Raw genomic sequence first — 17,541 nt, 5'->3', positions numbered from 1 at the left:
GCCCGGCCGGCCGCGCCGGCCGGGCACTCAGGTCATGAGCAGTAGATGTAGGTCTGGCAGGAGCCGCACGTCTTGCCGGTGGGGCGGTAGCAGCACCACCGGCCGGCGTTGATCGGACCGCAGCACTCCCAGCCGCAGTCGGCCGCCCGCGCCTCGGTGTGCGGCGCGACGAGCTCGAGGAGCCGGTCCGCCATCCTGGTCACGACGCGCATCGAACCTTCCTTTCGATAGGGGCGGCGGGCCCACGCCCGCCGCTCGTCGCAGCCTGGGGCAGAGGTTTCAGCGATTTCTCAACGAAGTCTTAACGGCCACGGCCACGGCAGGTCCCCGTACGTCCCAGCGGACGTGGCCGTGCGTGGATCGCAGCGGATCTCAGCGGACGTGGCCGTGCGTGGAGATGCGGTCGCGTACCTGGCCGGCGCGCGGGTCGCCGACGGCGTCGTACCAATGCGCGGCCTGCTTCCACGCCTTGAGCGCCGACGCGACGTCACCCGCCCGCAGGTGCGTCTCGCCCAGGCGAACCAGCGTGGTGGCTGCGGCGTGCGGGTCGTCGCATCCCTCCAGCAGCTCCACCGCCCGCTCGAAGCCGGCCACCGCGCCACGGGTGTCGCCCTTGAGGTCGAGTACGTGGGCGATGCTGTCCCACGCGTGCCCCTCCCCCTGGGCGTAGCCGACCTCGGCCAGCATGCGCTGGGCGCGGCGGCAGTCGGCGAGCGCCTCGTCGTACGCGCCGGTCTCGGCACGCAGCCAGCCCGCGTTGTTCAGCGCCCGTGCCTCGCCGACGACGTCGCCGGCCTGCCGGAACAGCTCCATCGCGCGTAGCGTGTGCCGCAGCGCGGGGCCGGCGCCCTCCTTGCTCAGCACGACGCACATGCCCAGGTGGACGTGCGCCTCCAGGCCGTGTTCGCCCAGCTCGCGATGCAGTTCCGCGGCCCGCTCGAAATGGTCGATGGCCTCGCGGTCGCGGCCCAGCCTGGCGTGCGCGCGGGCGATGCTGTTGTGGCAGCGGGCCCGGGCCAGCCCGTCGCCGAGCCGTTCGGAGGCGGCCAGCGCAACCGCATGCATCCGCAGGGTCTCCTCCCATAGGCCGCGGCGCTGCATGAACTCGGCGAACGCCCACGTGAGCTGCCAGGCGTGCCGATCCAGTCCGGCCGCGATCGCCTCCTTGAGCAGCGGCGGCAGGGCCGGGGACTCGTCGGCGTACCAGCGCAGGGCGTCGGCCGGGCCGGCGAAGCGTTCGGGCGTCGTCCCCCGGGCCGGAGGATCCAGGGACAGGCTGTCGCGGTGCGGATAGCACAGGTCGTTGGCGGCGCACGCCGTGTGCACGTAGTGGTCGAGCAGACGCTGGGTGGCGGCGCGCCGTACCGTGCGGCTGTCGGTGGCGTGGGCCCGTTCGGCGGCGTACACGCGCAGGAGGTCATGCAGGCGCAGGTGGCCGGGCTCGCGCACGTCCACCAGGTTGACGCGCTCGAGGTGCGCGGCCAGCTCCTTCGTGCGGTCCACCGGCAGCGCGGCCAGGCTCGCCGCCGCGGCCGGTGATACGCGCGGGCCGGGGTGCTGCCCGAGGCGGCGGAACAGCCGGGCCACGGGCGCGGGCAGGCTCTGGTAGGAGCGCCCGAACACGCCGCGCAGGTCGATCGCGGGATCGTCGTGGGCGAACGGCGCCAGGTCCGCGCCGGGCCGTTCGAGCTCGGCGGCGACCTCGGCCAGTGGCAGATCGACGCGCTGGGCCAGCCGGGCCGCGACGATCGCGAGGGCCAGCGGCAGCCGGCCGCAGCGCCGTACGATGCGGGCCGCCGCCTCCGGTTCCCCCGCCGGCCGGTGCTCGCCCAGCCACGCCACCAGCAGCCGGTACGCGTCCGTCCCGGGCAGGACGTCCAGCCGCAGCAGGTACGCGCCCTCGGTCACCGCCAGCCCAGGCAACTCCGCCCGGCTGGTGACCAGCGTCAGACTGCCCGGCGCGGTGGCCAGCAGCGGGCGGACCTGCGCGGCGCTGCGGGCGTCGTCGAGCACGACGAGCACCCGGCGGGAGGCCAGCAGGCTACGGTAGAGACCGATCCGCGCCTCCGTCCCCGACGGCAGTTGCGCCTCCGGCACGCCCAGCGCGTTGAGGAACCTGGGCAGCACCGTGGTCGCGTCGGCCGTGCCCAGGTCGGCGTAGAGCTGGCCGCCGGGGAAACGGTCGCGGTGCAGGTCGGCCCAGCGCAGCGCCAGCGACGACTTGCCCACCCCGGGCGGCCCGGAGATCACGCACGCGACGGCGGAGGGCCGGCGCCCGCCGATCATGGCCTCCAGGCGTTCGAGCTCCGCCGCGCGGCCGACGAAGTATCGCAGGGCGACCGGGAGTTGCGCGGGGACCAGGCGCTCGGTGACCTCGCCCGGGCGCAGCAGCGTACGATGCACGCGTTGCAGGGACGCGCCCGGCTCGACGCCCAACTCCTCGGCGAGCGTGGTCCGTACGCGGGCGAAGTGCGCCAGCGCCTCGGCCGTCCGGCCCCAGGCGTGCAGGGCCTCGATCAGCGCCGCCGCCACCAGCTCGTCCAGTGGGTGCTCCTCGGCCAACGGTGACAGGGCGGCCACCGCGGCCGCGGCGTCGCGGGGTGTCATCGCCCGCGCCCAGCGCAGCACGGCCTCCTTGCGCTCGTCGCACAGGCGGCGGCGGGCCCGGTCCACCCACTCGCCGGGCAGGCCCGTCATCGGCTCGCCGCGCCACAACGCCAGAGCCTCGTCCAGCATCGGCACCGGGTCGGCCGCCGTCATCGCCCGATCGGCCAGAGCGCGGAACCGCGCCACGTCCACGGCCGCCGCATCGACGTCCAGCAGGTAGCCGCCGAGCCGGTGGACGACGGCGCCCTCGTCGGCCAGCACGTCGCGCCTGATGCGGGTGATGATCGTGTACAGGGTGCGCCGCGCGCCCTGCGGCACGCCCTCACCCCAGACGCGGGCGAGCAGCGACTCGACCGGCACCACCCGCCCGGTCTCCCACGCCAGCGCGGCCAGCGCGAGCGCTACCTGCGGAGGCCGCACGGCCCGGGGCTGCCCCGAGCGCTCGACCTCCACCGGCCCGAGTAAGCGAATCAGCACGACGTCCCTTCAATTGGATCTTCCGAGCGTAGCGAGGTGACGGGCGCATCGGGGGCGCCTGCCGGATTCGCCCCAAGCGTTTGGGGGCACTGCCGGATTCCGGCCGGGTCTGTCGATCGCTTGTCGCTCTTGCCGGACTCGTCCGGTGGCGATTAGGTTGCGCTGGTGCAGTACGTCGATGTGGCCGCCAGAGCGCTGCTGCTCACCGTGTTCACGCTCGCTCTGGTGAGCAAGATCGCCAGCCGCGAAGCCTGGATCGCGTTCGCCGATTCGATCCGGGCGATGGATGTGATCCCCCGTGCGATGACGCCCGCGGCCGCGGTGGCGACGGCGGCGGGCGAGGCAGGCGTCATCGTGCTGGCCGCCGTACCGGTGCGGTGGGCCGGCTCGGCGGCGTTCGTCCTCGCGAGCTTGCTGCTCGGTTGCCTCACCGTCGCCGTCGTCATGGTCGTCCGCAGGGGCGCCGCGGTCCCCTGCCGCTGCTTCGGCGCCACCGAGACGACCATGGGCATGCCGCACGTGGTGCGCAACCTCATCCTCGTCGGGACGGCCCTGCTCGGCCTGGCCGCGTCGTTCGTCGGCGGCTCGTTCGACCCGCTCTTCACCGCGGTGGTCGCCCTCTTCGGCGCCGTACTCGGCCTGCTCATGGCCCGGTGGGACGACCTCTACTCCCTCCTCGGCACCTCCTGACCTGCTGGCCGCCGGCCGGCAGGTGGCGTCATACATCGGCCGGGATGGCCTTCACCCCGGCCCGGACCTATGGTCTCGTCGTCGGCGCGCAGCACCTTGGTCACCGCTCCGACGGCGCCGCGCGCGAATGGGCCACAGGCGGGACAGATCCGCCCTAAGATCGGCGCCGGAAGATCAACGACAACAGGGGGCGTCACATGGCCGAGGCGGATCACCTACCTGCCGGCATCAACCCGAACGTGCCGAGCGTCGCCCGCATGTACGACTACTACCTCGGCGGCCGCGACAACTTCGCCGCTGACCGCGAGGCGGCCGAGAAGATGATCGAGATCGGCCGCCGGATGGGCAACGACGCCCGCGAGCTCGCGCTGGCCAACCGCGCGTTCATCGGCCACGCCGTACGCATGCTCGCCGAGACCGGGGTGCGCCAGTTCATCGACATCGGCGCGGGCCTGCCCACTCAGGACAACGTCCACCAGGTGGCCCAGCGACATGCCCCCGGCTCCCGCGTCGTGTACGTCGACAACGATCCCATCGTCCTGGTCCACGCCCGCGCGCTGCTGGCCAGGGACCCCAACGTGCTGGCCATCGAGGGCGACCTCAAGGACCCCGACGCCATCCTGGACGACCCGCGCGTCACGGAGCACCTCGACCTCTCCGAGCCGTTCGCCGTCCTGCTGGTGGCGGTGCTGCACTTCATCCCCGACGACGCCGAGGCCAACCGGATCGCCGCGCGCATCCGCGACCGGCTCGGTCCCGGCGGCCATCTGGTGCTGTCACACCTGCTGTACTCGGGCGACGCTGTGAAGGGCGCCGCCACGGCCGGCCAGCAGGTCTACTCCAGCACGACGTCGGGCGGCCTGGCGCGGCGCGGCTACGACGAGATCGTCCCCTTCTTCGACGGCCTGGAGCTGCTCGGCCCGGGTGTGGTGCCGGTGACCGACTGGACGCCCGACGCCTCCCCTGGCGGCTCGTACGACCTGTCCAGAGGCGGCGTCCTGGCCGGCGTGGGCCGCGTCAAGTCCTGAACCCCGCCCGACCGGCGCGAACGCTCCATCGTCCGATCCGCACGGGAGCCGCAGCACCCTCTCGGTCGAGTTTGTCAGGGACGTGCGGCTCTCACAGGGCCCACATGTGCCCAAATTCTGGCGTTATGTCAACAGCGCGGCCGTCTCCTGTTAGATTCGGGAGTCATGATCAAGGAGAGGCGCGTCAACGGCCCTGCCACAGGGCGCTGAGGCGTAACGGGGTGCTCCACGGTTCGGGGACCTTCGACGGGGGTCTGATCCTGTCCCCGCGCGGCCGTCCGGTACGGCGAGGCCAGGACCCGATCGTGTGCCGTGCGAGCAGCCCGGCGTGCCGATCGACGCGCCGATCGACGCGCCGATCGACGATAGGAGCAATGTGCTGAGAAGAACTCCCCTGCTCGCCACCGCCCTCATGGTGTTGACGACGCTGTTAACCGTCCCGATGGCGGGGACGGCCGGCGCGGCGGTGACCGGGCAGGACGTCACGGATGCCGTCGGCAAGCGCGGCATCACCTGGGGGCCGTGCGAGGAGGAACCCACCGTCGAGTGCGGCACGCTGAAGGTGCCCATCGACTGGTCCAGGCCCTACGGGCCCACCATCGACCTGGCCCTGGCCCGCCGCAAGGCCACCGACCCGTCCGCGCGGATCGGCTCCCTGCTGAGCAACCCGGGCGGTCCCGGCAACTCCGGCGTGAACGACATCCTGCGGCCGTCCGGCTTCAGCGAGGACGTTCAGCGGCGGTTCGACATCGTCAGCTTCGACCCTCGCGGCGTCGCCCGCAGCGGCTCGGTGACCTGCTCGGCCTCGGTGTACAACCAGATGCCGCACCCGGTCATGACCAGCCAGGCCGACTACCTCAAGTGGGTCGCGTTCGACGCGAGGCTGCGCTCCGACTGCCGCAAGCTCACCGGCCCCGTGTACGACCACCTCGACTCGGTCAACGTGGCCCGCGACATGGACGCCATCCGCGCCGCGCTCGGCGACGACAAGCTGACCTCCTACGGCGTCTCCTACGGAACGCTGGCCCAGCAGATGTACGCCGAGCTGTTCCCCCACCGGATCCGCGCCATGGTGCTGGACAGCAACATGGACCACAGCCTGGACGCCAAGGCGTTCCAGGTCACCGAGGCGGCCGCCGTCGAGGACAGCTTCGACGAGTTCGTCGCCTGGTGCGAGCGCGACAGCGAGTGCGTCCTGCACGGCCGCGACATCCGGGCGCTGTGGAAGGGCCTGCTCGAGAAGGCGGACCGGGGCGAGCTGTTGTGGCCGGGCGACGGCCGTCCGGTGAGCGCCCACAACCTGCTGTGGCTCGGCGTGATGCTCAACGAGGGGCCCGCCTGGCGGCAGGAGGCCCAGGTGCTGCGCGCGCTGGACGGCGGTCCGGTGCCGGACGACATGCCCGGCCCTCCCGGCAACTGGCCCGTGAACGGCGAGTTCGCCGAGCTGCCCACCGCGATCCTGTGCGAGGACTGGAACCTGTCGCTGCGGAGCTACGGCGAGTACGCCGAGGTGATGCGCGCCTCCAACGCGGTGGCCCCGGACATGCGGTACAACCCGATGCCGATGGGCGACATGCCGATCTGCCAGGGCCATCCGGTCAACAACCCCCAGCACCCGCTGCAGTACAGGGGCAGCACTCCGCTGCTGGTGACCACCACCATGCACGACCCTTCCACGCCGTACGGGTGGTCGGCCAACGTGGCCCGGCAGCTCGGCCCCAAGGCCACCCTGTTCACGTACGAGGGCTGGGGCCACGGGGTCTACGGCATGACCGAGTGCACGACGGTCGCCATGGACGACTATCTGATCTCGCTGACCGTACCTGCCAAGGGCGCCCGCTGCCCGGCGGAGGAGCCGCAAGGCTAGGCGGAACGGCGGTGTGAAGCACGTCCGGTTCGGGAGGGCGGCACGGGGAACAGACCGATGGCAACATCGGGAACTGCGCCCCGTGCCGCCCCACACCGGCCGCACCGCTCCCTCGCCCTGGCCGGCGCCGTCGCGGTGCTGGACGCGGAGCGCCGCCTGATCGGGGCGACGCTGATGCTCTCGGGCATCGCCCTGCTCGGCGTGGTCACCGCCTCCGTCGCCGCCTGGTTCGTCGGACGCTTCCAGCAGACGTCGGCCGCGGAGATCCGCAACGAGGCCGGCCTCCGGCTCGTCCTGGCCGAGCTGCGGAAGGTGCCCGCCCGGCTCGATGAGAGGGCCGAGCAGCGTCGTGATGACGGTCCGGGCGCTATGGCCGGAAGCCGGTGAGCTCGATGAGGGCGTCTGCGACGGACGGGAACAGCTCGATGTCGTCGACCGCGTGACCCGGCAGCACTCCGCCATCGATCACGATCAGCCGTCCGTCGGCGGCCCTGGCGTGCTGGGAGGCCGACGAGACGATGTCGCAGCCGCGCCCATCGATCGCCGTCAGACAGGTGAGGTCCATGACCAGCAACGGGGGGATGCGGCTGACCAGGGCGTTGACCAGGTACTGCTGGAGAATCAGGCATGCCACGCCGTCGAGCCGCCCCGCCAGGGACAGCATGGCGACGTCCCCATGCCGGTCAAGGCGGATGTCGAAGTCGGGATCGTCCGGGTGAATGTCCAGTTCCGCGGAATCCATGATGTACGTCCCTGGTCCGAGGCGCGCTTCTACAGCGCCGACCAGACTTCCCGGCTCACCCTGAGACGACCCTAGCAGTCCGTTGCCTTGTGCAACGCTCGCAGTGCGAAGAAGGCCGGAATGGCCGTACGGCACCTCCGAACTCAGTTGCACCATGCAAGGATATTCGGGCGGCGGTCCGCCTCTGGAGGGCACATGGGGCTCGGTGGCGCACGGCGAACCTCAAGAAGCCCTGGACGCCCTGCGTGCCGACCTCGTCGGCCACACCGGTGGACCGCTGCTGGACGACGCGGCGATGCTGCTGCTGCGCCGGCACGGCGGCTGAGCACAGCGCGGCCCCGACATGGACAAGCAGCGTGTACGGGTCGAGCCGCCACGTGGCATCGACCACGACATCGCCGGGCGGGGTGACGTGGGGGTGGCCAGGATGATGTCGTGGTGTGCCGCTCCCTGGCGCAAGGCATCGCTTCCCCTGCTCGACGCCCGACCGGTACAACTAATCAACATGAAGGAGCGCTCACCGGACCGGGTGGACACCGAGGATCTCCAAGCCGTCATCTCGGCTGTCCTCACCGGGTCACGGTTGCTGGTCGCCATCGCCGCCCGATCCCTGGCCGCCGTCCAGGACCAGGTGACGCTCCCCCAGTTCCGCATGCTGGTCGTGTTGTCCGCGCACGGCGAGACCAAGCTCGTCACCATGGCCGACGCGCTCGCGGTCAACAGCTCCACTGCCTCGCGGATGGCCGACCGGCTGGCCTCCGCCGGGCTGATCGTGCGCGAAGTCAACCCGCACAACCGCCGGGAGACCCTCATGCGGCTCACCCCGGAGGGCCAGCGGCTGGTCGACGATGTCAGCACGCGCCGCAGCGAGGAGATCGCCGGCATCGTCTCGCGCCTGACGCCGATGGAGGCCCAGGCGTTGATCGCCGCCATGACGGCGTTCAACAGGGCGGGCGGCGAACCACCGGCGACCATGCGCCATCCCCTCGGCTGGCCGGACCAGTAGCCCCTCCCGCCCTCAGCCGCTCCAGGCCCGGCCTGCCCGGTGCGCCCGAACTCCTTTCTCAGGCTGGTCCACGCCGGGGTCGGCGTCGGCGATGTGATGCTGACCTCGCCCTCGGCGCCGGACCGCCGCGGCACGGGGCATGGAACCGTCACGAGCGGCGCGCCCAGTGCCCGAGCTGCGCTACCGCGTCGTGCAGCCCTGAGACCCGGTCCGCGGGAGATCGCCTCCTTCCTGAACGCGCTTCCGTCGCACCCCGCGCTAATGTGATCTTGTGGCGGACGTGCGTGCGGGATGGCTGACGGCGTGGCGGATCCTGCTGATCACGGCGACCGTGGCGGGCCTGGCCTGCCTGACCTCGTCGATCGGCCGCCCGTGGGCGTACTTCACGGTGCAGAGCAACGTCATGGTGACGCTCTACTACGGCTGGCGGCTGATCATGGGCCGCAGGCGGCCGGCCTCCGCCGACGTCAAGGGCGCGGTGACGCTGTATCTGCTGGTCACCTGCCTCGTCAACTACGTCTCGCGCGACCTGGAGAATCCGCTGGCGTTGCTGGACGGGGGCGGCGCGCGAGGGTGGGGCAACTTCCTGCTGCATTACGTGACGCCGCTGATGGTGGTGGCCGACTGGGCCGCGTTCGACCGGGGACGTCAGGCGCGGTGGGCGGCGCCGTTCGCCTGGCTGGGGTATCCGCTCCTGTACGGCGCCTTCGTGCTGCTCGCCGCCCCTCACCTGCCGCGCCGCTACGTCTACCCGTTCCTGAACGTGGAGCGGCTGGGCTGGCCGACGGTGGCGTCGGCGGCGGCCGGCGTGCTGGTCGCCTTCGTGGTACTGGGCTACGCCCTGGTCGGCCTCCGCCGGCTCACGGCCCCCGGACCGCCGAAGAGCTCGCAGAGTCCTCGACTGTGAGCGAGCGCCGGTGACGGCCGCTGCGAGTGGCTATCCAGGCCCGAGCCGGCGACGACGGGGGCGCTGCCGGCGGTCGCTGCCTCGTCCGTCGGCGATGGAGATCCCGACCAGAAGACGATCGGCATGAGGCACGCGGTGGATCCAGGCTCAGAGGGGTTGGGGAAGGGAGAGTTTCTCGCGCAGCTCCGCCGACCCTTGTGTGCGTCGCTCGTTGCGGTGGTCCTCGACATGGGTGTGGAGCGCGAGTACCTTGCCCGCTTGGTTTGGTTCGTCCCGCCCGACCAGTACGTGCCCTTCGAGGTAGCCCGCGTAGCCGGCGAACGAGCCGTCGCACGTTCCTCGCCGCGTACCGCAGCGGCTTGAGAGCCGCGCGCGTCCAGGTCGCCAGTGAGTTGTGCCGCGAGGCTCGGCCATGAAACCCGCCGCCACTCGGCAGGCAGCACTGAGATCCAGCCTATGGGCGGGTCAGGTGGGTTCTTCCAGTTTGCGGGCGATGTTTTCCAGGGTGGACAGGTCGGTGGGTGAGAGCCGGTCGATGACGTGGCGGCGGACCGATTCCAGATGGGCCGGGGCGGCGTCCTCGAGCGTGTGCAGGCCGTGCTCGGTGAGGACGAGATAGCAGCCTCGGCCGTCGTCGGGGTCGGGCTCGCGCCGTACGAGACCGCGGGTCTCCATCCGGGTGGCGTGCCGTGACAGGCGGCTGCGGGACCAGCCCATCTTGGCGGCCTGCTCGTGCAGCGTGCTGGTGCGGCCCGGGCGCTCGGACAGCGTGCTGAGCACCTCGTAGTCGGCTTCGGACAGGCCGATCGCGGCCAGGTCGTGCGCGGTACGCGACTGGATCGCGATCATCATCCGGCGCAGCGCGCGCCAGGCGCGTTCCTCATCCGCGTCGAGCCAGCGCACCGTCTCGGGAGACCGCTTCTTTGACATGTAAACAAGTTACCAGCTACGTTCGTTTCCATGTCAACGAAACCCGTGCGGGTCCTCGTCCTCACGTGCAGCACCCGGCCCGGCGCTCTCGGCCCGGCCGTGAGCCAGTGGCTGATCGACACGATCAAGCCCCGGGCCACCGAACTCGGCGCGGAACTCGTGCCGGTGACCCTCGGCGACCTCGCCCTGCCCTTCCTCGACGAGGAGCACGAACCGGCCTCCGGCCGCTACCAGCACGAGCACACCAAACGATGGAGCGCGATGGTCGACGCGGCCGACGGCTTCATCGCCGTCACCCCCGAGTACAACTACGGCATGCCGGCGGCCTTCAAGAACGCCCTCGACTACCTGAGCCGGGAATGGGCGTGGAAACCGATCGGCTTCGTCAGCTACGGCAACACCTCAGCGGGCACCCGGTCGGTCCAGCACGCCAAACAGGTGGTGACCACCCTGCGCCTGGTGCCGCTGGGCGCCACCGCCGCCCTGCGCATCGCCGACACCGTCGAAGGCGGCCGGCTGCGCCCCGACACCGGCCGCGACCAGGTCGCCATCGGAGTCCTGGACGAACTCGTCCGCCTCGCCCACGCCCTGCGCCCGATGCGCGAGCAAACCCGCACCAGGCCTGCGGAGACGACACCCCTGCCGGGCTCGTACACGCGTGCGCTGACCCCCGACGACGCCGCGGAGGTCCTGGTGCTCCAGCGCTGCTGCTGGGTGGAGGAAGCACTCGCCAACGACACCCTGGCCATCCCCGCCCTGACCGAGTCGCTGGAGCAGGTCCGCACCTGGCTGACCACCTGGCAGACCACAGGCCTGTGGCGAGACGGCCGGCTGCTGGGCATGGTACGCACCCGCCGCCTGAACAACGACTGGCACGTCGGCCGCCTCGCCGTCGTCCCCGACCTCCGCGGCCACGGCATCGGCCGCTGGCTGCTGCGCCAGGCCGAAACCACAGCCGACCCCGGCTGCCACCGCATCGTCCTGTCCACCGGCGCCCAGAGCCGGCACAACATCCGCCTCTACCACACCGAGGGCTACCACACGGAAACGACCGACGACACGACAACCCTCCTCACCAAGCCCCTGCCCGCCCACGACACCCCCGGAACCGCCGACGAAAAGCTGGCCCAGGTGAGATGACGAAACCCCGCCGCCCCCAGACGAACCATGTGGACCCGGCGCACCCAGTCGAGGCCGGCTGCTTCGTCGATGAGCTCGTCAGCTCGGGCCCACCTCAGCACGGCGGTGCAGCCGCAGGCGAGGTCCTGCTGGAGGACGCGGCCGGCGCCTGCCGGCTGGCGAGGGGAACCTCACCGGCGATCAGATCGAAGCCTCGCCGACCGGCGAAGGCACGGCGCACGGACGCAGGACCATGAGCGAGTCTTCCATGGTCGCCACCATGGCAAAGGGGAACCGGTCGAGCTCAAGGCAGAGTGCGACGTCATCAGGATGGGCTCCTTGACGCACACCCTCCGCCAGCTCGGTGGCGGCGCGCGACTCCCCGGCGCGGCGGAGGAACTCGGCTGCATCCGTCCCGGCCCCGGCGGCCCTGCGAGCGATGTACTGAGCGCACGCCAGATCTTCATCGGCGTTCCCCTCCTCGCCGGTGACCACGAACGTGACACTGTCACACTCGCGTGCCCGCAAGAGCCGAGCCGTTGCCTCCGCCACCACGAAGCTGGCGCACAGCACCAGCGACGCCTCCTTGACCGCGAGCGCGCCGACCGTCCCCGCAGTGGTCTTCTGCACGACGGTCCGTCCGCCGAAGCTGACGGACCGCAGCAGGGCCGGCGAGTTCACAGCGTCGAACCCGGGCGCGGGCGGACCGTCTTTCAGCGCCACCCAATCCGGGTGGCGAGCCTTGAGCGCCAGGGCTTCGTCCAGAGACTCAGCAAGAACGATCCTCTCCGCGCCCTGGGCAAAGGCCCAGGCAGCCACCGTGAAAGCACGCATGACGTCGACCACGACCGCCACGGACGGGGCTTGGACCAACTCAGCGATACCAAGGAAACGAGCGTCCATCCGGTCATGATCGCGCATACCCGGCCGAAACGCACCCGGACAATCGGAGTCGCGCGGACAGGCGGTCGACAGGGCGGCTGCCCGCCTTTGCCCTGTCCAGGGCTGGTCGCCACTTCCGAGCTTCACTTATAGTAATTGATTAACTACTATTTGTGGTATCCGCAGGTCTGGAGGCCTTCCCATGGAGCAGGCGACAGCCGAGATACCGCACGCGACCAGGCTGGAGAGCCTCACGTTCTCCTTGCTCTACTCCCTTCCGGAGTTCGCCCGCGGCCCCGTCATCCGCAGACCCTTGACGATGCGGCAGCTCGCCCGGCTCGACACGCAGGCCGCGGCCCAGCGCTTCTGCATGAGGCTGCGCGTGCGCTACGGCGGCCGCTCGCTCTATGTGAAGGGCCCGCGGGGAAAGGTGCTCCTGCTTCTCTCGCAGGGCGACGTCGAACGGGTGCTGACCGGCAGCGACTCGGTCTTCTCCCTTCGTACGGAAGACAAGTGGCGCGCGTTCTCGCCCGTCCAGCCGGACAGCCTGCTGCTCTCGCGGGGGAAGTCGCGCGAGGACCAGCGCCGGTTCACCGACGCGGTGCTCCAGCCGGGAAGGGCGCCGCACGATCTGGCCAGGCGGATCGACCAGGTGATGGCGGAGGAACTGGACGGGATCTTCGGCCACCGCCCGGCCGTCGTGAGCTGGAAGCGGCTGCGCGACGGCTACTACCGGGCGGTCCTGCGGCTGGTGCTCGGCGATGCCGCCCGCGACGACGTCCAGATCCTTTCGGCGCTGAACGCGCTGCGCCGTGAGGGCAACTGGGTAGGCCTGCGCCCCTGGCGGGAGAAGAGGGTGCGTAGCCTGCGGCAGGCCATGATGGCGCGGATCGAACCGCACGTGGCGGCGGCGGCCGACGGGAGCCTGGCGGGCCTGTTCGCGGCCGCGCCCCAGAGCCCGCTCACCCGCCCGGCCGTGCAGGTGCCGCACTGGCTGATGGCCCTGGAGGGGATCGGCACGACGGTGCTCGGTACCACCCTGGCGCTGCTCGCCGGCCATCCCGAGCACTACGAGCGTGCAAGGGCCGAGGCAAGCGCGACCGGCGGCGACCGGGAGCATCTGCGTGCCTGCCTGTACGAGTCCCTGCGCCTGTGGCCCCTCGTGCCCACGCTGCAGCGGGTCGTGACCACGCCCACCGGCTGGCACGGAGCCACGCTCGCCGCCGGGACCGACATCACCATCCCGGTCGCCGTGCACAGCCGGAACCCGCAGATCGACTACGCCGACGCCTTCACCCCGCAGGCCTGGCTGGACGGCCGGGCCTCGGCCGACTGGTGGATCGTCCCGTTCTCGGCCGGGCCCGGCCGCTGCCCGGGGGCCGACCTGGGAGGCCAGGTCGGGGCTGCGGTGCTGGCCACGCTGCTGCGCCAGTACGACTTCCATCCGGCCGGCCCGGAACTCGGAGCGGGTGGCCCGCTGCCCCAGACTCTGGACCCCTTCTCCCTGCGCCTGAGCGTCCGGCCCGGCCGACGGTGACGTAGCCCCCGCCGGCGGCGTTCACATCGCGCGGGCCCTCGCCGTGCGGGCCCTCGCCGTGCGGGCCCTCGCCGTGCGGGCCCTCGCCGTGCGGGCCCTCGCCGTGCGGGCCCTCGCCGCGGGGCTCGGCCGCGAGGGCTCGGCCACACGGCCGGTTCGCACCCGGGGAACTCAGCCGCTCACGGCAGGTCGCGGGCGGTCTTCAGCGCGCTGATCAGGTCGGCCGCGAAGGACCGATCGATCTCGCGGCCCGCCAGTGCCGTCACCTCGGCGCTCAGTCCTGTCAGGATGCCGCGCCTGGCCTGGGGGCGCTCCCACACCTCGGCCAGCACGCGAAGCCGCGCCAGCAGGCCGGCCCGCACGCCGGCACTCCTGATCGCCCCGGTATCGGCGGCGTTCGTCACCGCCTCGGTCAGGGTCGCCGGGCTGAGCGCCGCCCAGGCGGGGCGGCGTACGGTGACCGTCACGGCCCCCGGCACCCGCGTGCCGCGCGGGAAGAAGGACGTGGTCGCACCCTCCGAGCCGACCTCGAACGGCACCCAGTCGTGCACGCCGACAGTGCCGCGGGTGACCCGGTCGACACGCATCCCCCAGCCGCGTCCGTCACCCAGCGCGGTGGTGGCCCACAGCCCCTCGGCCCAGTCGGGGAACGTGCCCGCCACGGTCAGGGCGTTGGGCGAGGAGCTTGCCGGGGTGGCCGGGGCGCCGGTGTAGGCGCTGGAGGTGCCGGTCACGGGGAGCGTCCGCTCGTCACCTGTGAGGCGGAACGCCCCGCCGTACAGGTGGCCCTCGCCGTTGACGTAGCCGGAGACGACGGCGCCGGTGGCCTTGTCGACGCGGGCCAGCACGAAGCGGCCGGCCATCGTGATCCCGTCCACGACGTGCTCCTGGGTGGAGTCGCTCACGTACACGATGTCGCGATATTTCGGTGTTTCGAGGCGGGTGACGGAGGTCATCGGGTCGCCGCCGAACGCCTCCTCGAAGGTGACCGACGACAGCTTGCCCCGCTGTCCCGCGCGCATGGTCTCGTAGACGGCCGCGTACGTCGTGGTGTCCGCGGGGGTGACCAGCCTGCGGCGCTGGAAGTGCCAGTTCGGGTAGGCGTCCTTCTTGGCCGCGTCGTTCGCGGTACGGCGGAGCGTCGGCACCTTGGAGAAGATCACCTCGTCGCCGGGGGAGCCGTTCACGAACGCGCGCACGGCCGTTCCCGTCCTGGCGCCCGTCCAGGTGAAGGAGAGGTCGCCGGTGCCCGGGCCGACGCGTGGGTCGCGCATCAGGTCACGGTCCTCGGCCAGCCCGTCCGTCTTGCCGGTCGACTCGTAGTAGGACTTCACCGTGCCGCCCTTGTCCTGCAGGGGCAGCGCGGTGTCGAGCGTGACGTCCTCGTCCTCAGAGGCGCGCAGGAACCACTGGTGGGCGTCGCCGCCCTTGAGCCGCGAGACGTCCAGGACGTACCGACCCTCCGGAGACTGGATCACCGCGAGCAGGCGTCGCTTGACCTCGGCACCGTCCTGCGCGGGCCCCGGCTCGGACGCCTCGATCAGCTGCACGCCCTTGCCCGAGGTGGCGCCGTCGTCGTAGGCGAGCACGGCCGCGCCGGTGCCGAGCGCGTCCTGGCAGGTGTAGCCGCCGGCGTTGTCCCTCGACCAGATCCACGGCGTGTTGTGCGCGGGGGTGTCCATGTGCCAGTAGCGGTGGTTGGGCACCTGGTGCGGGTAGCCCTGGTCGGGCAGGACCTCCATGCCCGATCCCCACAGGATCAGCCCCAGGTGGTCGCCGTGGCCGTGACCCGCCTTGTACGGCAGGCCCTCCGAGGTGGGCGGCAGCGTGAGGTGCGCCTGCAGCGCGTCCCGGGTGTCGCCGGCGGTCAGCGCGTAGTGGCCGTAGCCGTACAGCTCGATGTTCTTCAGGTCGGTGATCGAGTCCGTGGCCACCATGTCGTCGGCCTTGGGGAAGTGGGTGTCGTTGATCGTCACGGGCACGCCGTCGGGGAAGCGCAGCGCCTGGCCCATGGCCGCCGCCTTGGCGAAGATCGGATAGCGTGCCGGCACCAGATCGGTGTGGTCGAGCTGAAGCTCGCCGGCGTATCCGGCCGGGTCGGCGTAGTTCTCCGCCAGCAGGGTGAACGCGCCGCGGGCGAAGAACATCACCTGGTCGTGGTAGGAGGTGGTCGCCTCCTCCCAGGTGCCGTCGGCGAGGAACTGCCGGCCGGAGAACATCCGGTCGGTCATCGGCAGCACGTACCTGACCAGGTCGGGGTCGCCCAGGATGGAGGCGACGGCGAAGGCGTAACGGAAGCCGTAGACCTCGATGTTGTGCAGGCCCGTCGGCTTGTCGGCCAGGTTGACGAAGCTGACGACGGTCCGCCGCAGCCAGCTCTCGACCAGCGCGCGCGTCTGCGGCGTCCAGTCCGGCGCGTCGTACACCAGGTCGTAGGCGCGCACGGCCTGGAACGGGATGGTGTTCTTCGACCAGGAGGGGTGGGCGTACGGCACGTCGTCGTAGCCGCGCGCGAGCTCGATCAGGCCGAGGACGGCCCGCCGCCGCTCCCCCAGCTCGGCGAACCTGCGCAGGTGCGTCTCGAACTCGGGGCGGACGTCCAGTCCCGTACGGCTCGCGCCGGCGGCCTTCGCCGCCGCGACGTAGTCGGACTCCGGCATGGTCGCCAGCGTGCCCAGTCTGGTGCGCTTGACCTCGTCCGGCTCGCCGGCGACGGCGCTCCAGTCGGCGCCGCCCATCATGTTCTGCGGATTCCTCAGCGGATGGCTCACCCGTGAGCTCGGGTACTCGCCCCCGACGTCGGTGGGCAGCGCGGCGGGCTCGGCCGTCTCGATCCAGGCGGTGCCGGGACCGGTGAAGGTCACCTCGACGCGCACCGCGTCGGCGCCGGTCGGCATCGGCACGTTGTGGGCGACGGGCACGAAGTCGCGCTGCTGGTCGATGTCGGCGTAGGCCTGGCGGGCCCCGGGAATCGGCTGGCCCGCCCGCATCGGGGTGTAGGCGATCTCCAGCTTGCTGGACTGGCAGGCGATCTCGTCGAGCTTGACCCGCAGCCGCGAGGCGTAGACGGTGCGATCGTCGACGGGGAAGGTCCGGCGGTACTGGCCGCCGGCCCCCGCCGGGCCGCCGATCGTGAGCGTGCCGTTCTCCTCGGAGGAGGTCGGCGTGCCGGACATGGGGACGAACTGCCAGCCGTCCCCCGAGGGCAGCGGGCCCGCCCACTCGACGCTCAGCGCGTCCACGGCGAACGTGCCCACCTCGCTGTCGATCATCGGCTCCAGGGTGACGGTGGCGGTCCCGGCCGGAACCTCCAGGTAGCCGTCGACCTCGTGCCAGCCGGTGGTGCCCGTGGTCTGCGCGAAGTACCGCAGCCCGCTGGAGACGCCGGACGCGCTCAGCGGCTGCACCCTGATGCTGGTCCTGCCACCGGTCAGCCCGGCGGAGCGGACCTTGGCCCGCAGGTGGATGAGGCCGCCGCCGCTGTCGGGCAGCGCCACCCGCTGGGTGATCGCCACCCGGTCGTCCGAGGAGTCCGTGCTCAGCTCGGCCGCGCTCGTTCCCTCGGCCGCGTCGGCCGAGGCGGTGATCCTGCCGTCGCCCCTGGGTCTCCAAGCGGACCACGAGGCGGGCAGGCCCGCCGCCGTCCACGTTTCGAAGCCGCCGTTGGCCAGGGGAAGCGGATCCGCGAGCGCGGCGGCGGGGGTCAGCAGGGCCAGGGCGAGAGCAGCATGGAACGAGCGCATGGGGGG

15 protein-coding genes are annotated in these 17,541 nt (G+C 71.7%); 9 read left to right on the top strand and 6 right to left on the bottom strand.

Features of this window, described 5'->3' with window-relative positions; translation table 11 throughout:
* Positions 1–32: 32 nt before the first annotated feature.
* Positions 33–212 (bottom strand): hypothetical protein, encoded by a 180-nt coding sequence (locus AB0I79_RS58300; protein WP_357893810.1) that lies wholly within the window; start codon positions 210–212, stop codon positions 33–35.
* A 160-nt stretch (positions 213–372) separates the two neighbouring features.
* Positions 373–3,084 carry a BTAD domain-containing putative transcriptional regulator gene (locus AB0I79_RS58295; protein ID WP_357893808.1) on the bottom strand — a complete coding sequence of 904 codons (2,712 nt, stop codon included), beginning with the start codon at positions 3,082–3,084 and terminating at the stop codon, positions 373–375.
* Between the two features lie 165 nt (positions 3,085–3,249).
* Here AB0I79_RS58295 and AB0I79_RS58290 point away from each other — a divergent pair, with 165 nt between their 5' ends.
* The 4 genes from AB0I79_RS58290 (at position 3,250) to AB0I79_RS58275 (ending at position 7,056) form a co-directional block, all read left to right on the top strand.
* Positions 3,250–3,774 (top strand): MauE/DoxX family redox-associated membrane protein, encoded by a 525-nt coding sequence (locus AB0I79_RS58290; RefSeq protein WP_357893806.1) that lies wholly within the window; start codon positions 3,250–3,252, stop codon positions 3,772–3,774.
* Positions 3,775–3,971: 197 nt separating this feature from the next.
* The gene (locus AB0I79_RS58285; protein WP_357893804.1) at positions 3,972–4,802 is read left to right on the top strand and encodes an SAM-dependent methyltransferase; all 831 of its coding nucleotides are present in this window, start codon (positions 3,972–3,974) and stop codon (positions 4,800–4,802) included.
* A gap of 376 nt (positions 4,803–5,178) precedes the next feature.
* The gene (locus AB0I79_RS58280) at positions 5,179–6,669 is read left to right on the top strand and encodes an alpha/beta fold hydrolase (protein WP_357893802.1); all 1,491 of its coding nucleotides are present in this window, start codon (positions 5,179–5,181) and stop codon (positions 6,667–6,669) included.
* A 57-nt stretch (positions 6,670–6,726) separates the two neighbouring features.
* Positions 6,727–7,056 carry a hypothetical protein gene (locus AB0I79_RS58275; RefSeq protein WP_357893800.1) on the top strand — a complete coding sequence of 110 codons (330 nt, stop codon included), beginning with the start codon at positions 6,727–6,729 and terminating at the stop codon, positions 7,054–7,056.
* Here the strand turns inward: AB0I79_RS58275 and AB0I79_RS58270 are convergent.
* Positions 7,037–7,411, bottom strand: a complete 375-nt coding sequence (locus AB0I79_RS58270) for a hypothetical protein (protein ID WP_357893798.1) — start codon at positions 7,409–7,411, stop codon at positions 7,037–7,039. The two genes, AB0I79_RS58275 and AB0I79_RS58270, sit on opposite strands and share 20 nt — an antisense overlap.
* 154 nt (positions 7,412–7,565) lie before the next feature.
* Between AB0I79_RS58270 and AB0I79_RS58265 the strand changes: the two genes are divergently transcribed.
* From AB0I79_RS58265 to AB0I79_RS58255, 3 genes are all read left to right on the top strand, one after another.
* Positions 7,566–7,736, top strand: a complete 171-nt coding sequence (locus AB0I79_RS58265; protein ID WP_357893796.1) for a hypothetical protein — start codon at positions 7,566–7,568, stop codon at positions 7,734–7,736.
* 18 nt (positions 7,737–7,754) lie between these two features.
* Positions 7,755–8,417 (top strand): MarR family transcriptional regulator, encoded by a 663-nt coding sequence (locus AB0I79_RS58260; RefSeq protein ID WP_357893794.1) that lies wholly within the window; start codon positions 7,755–7,757, stop codon positions 8,415–8,417.
* 271 nt (positions 8,418–8,688) lie between these two features.
* Complete coding sequence (locus tag AB0I79_RS58255) at positions 8,689–9,324, top strand: Pr6Pr family membrane protein (RefSeq protein WP_357893792.1); 636 nt, start codon at positions 8,689–8,691, stop codon at positions 9,322–9,324.
* Positions 9,325–9,789: 465 nt separating this feature from the next.
* On the opposite strand, the gene AB0I79_RS58250 is transcribed toward AB0I79_RS58255, so the two are convergent.
* Positions 9,790–10,254 (bottom strand): MarR family transcriptional regulator, encoded by a 465-nt coding sequence (locus tag AB0I79_RS58250; RefSeq protein ID WP_357893790.1) that lies wholly within the window; start codon positions 10,252–10,254, stop codon positions 9,790–9,792.
* 30 nt (positions 10,255–10,284) lie between these two features.
* Here AB0I79_RS58250 and AB0I79_RS58245 point away from each other — a divergent pair, with 30 nt between their 5' ends.
* Complete coding sequence (locus AB0I79_RS58245) at positions 10,285–11,394, top strand: bifunctional NAD(P)H-dependent oxidoreductase/GNAT family N-acetyltransferase (RefSeq protein WP_357893788.1); 1,110 nt, start codon at positions 10,285–10,287, stop codon at positions 11,392–11,394.
* 180 nt (positions 11,395–11,574) lie between these two features.
* Here AB0I79_RS58245 and AB0I79_RS58240 read toward each other — a convergent pair whose 3' ends face one another.
* Entirely contained in the window at positions 11,575–12,276 is a 702-nt protein-coding gene (locus tag AB0I79_RS58240; RefSeq protein WP_357893786.1) for a 2-phosphosulfolactate phosphatase, read from the bottom strand.
* Positions 12,277–12,457: 181 nt separating this feature from the next.
* Between AB0I79_RS58240 and AB0I79_RS58235 the strand changes: the two genes are divergently transcribed.
* Entirely contained in the window at positions 12,458–13,792 is a 1,335-nt protein-coding gene (locus tag AB0I79_RS58235; RefSeq protein ID WP_357893784.1) for a cytochrome P450, read from the top strand.
* Between the two features lie 179 nt (positions 13,793–13,971).
* Here AB0I79_RS58235 and AB0I79_RS58230 read toward each other — a convergent pair whose 3' ends face one another.
* Positions 13,972–17,535: a heparinase II/III family protein gene (locus AB0I79_RS58230; RefSeq protein WP_357893782.1), complete on the bottom strand. Its 3,564-nt coding sequence runs from the start codon at positions 17,533–17,535 to the stop codon at positions 13,972–13,974.
* Positions 17,536–17,541: the final 6 nt, after the last annotated feature.

The organism is Nonomuraea sp. NPDC050202 (assembly GCF_040656115.1).
Lineage (GTDB): Bacteria > Actinomycetota > Actinomycetes > Streptosporangiales > Streptosporangiaceae > Nonomuraea.
The sequence above is the reverse complement of the archived record's forward strand: the minus strand, read 5'-3'. Positions and strand labels throughout refer to the sequence as shown.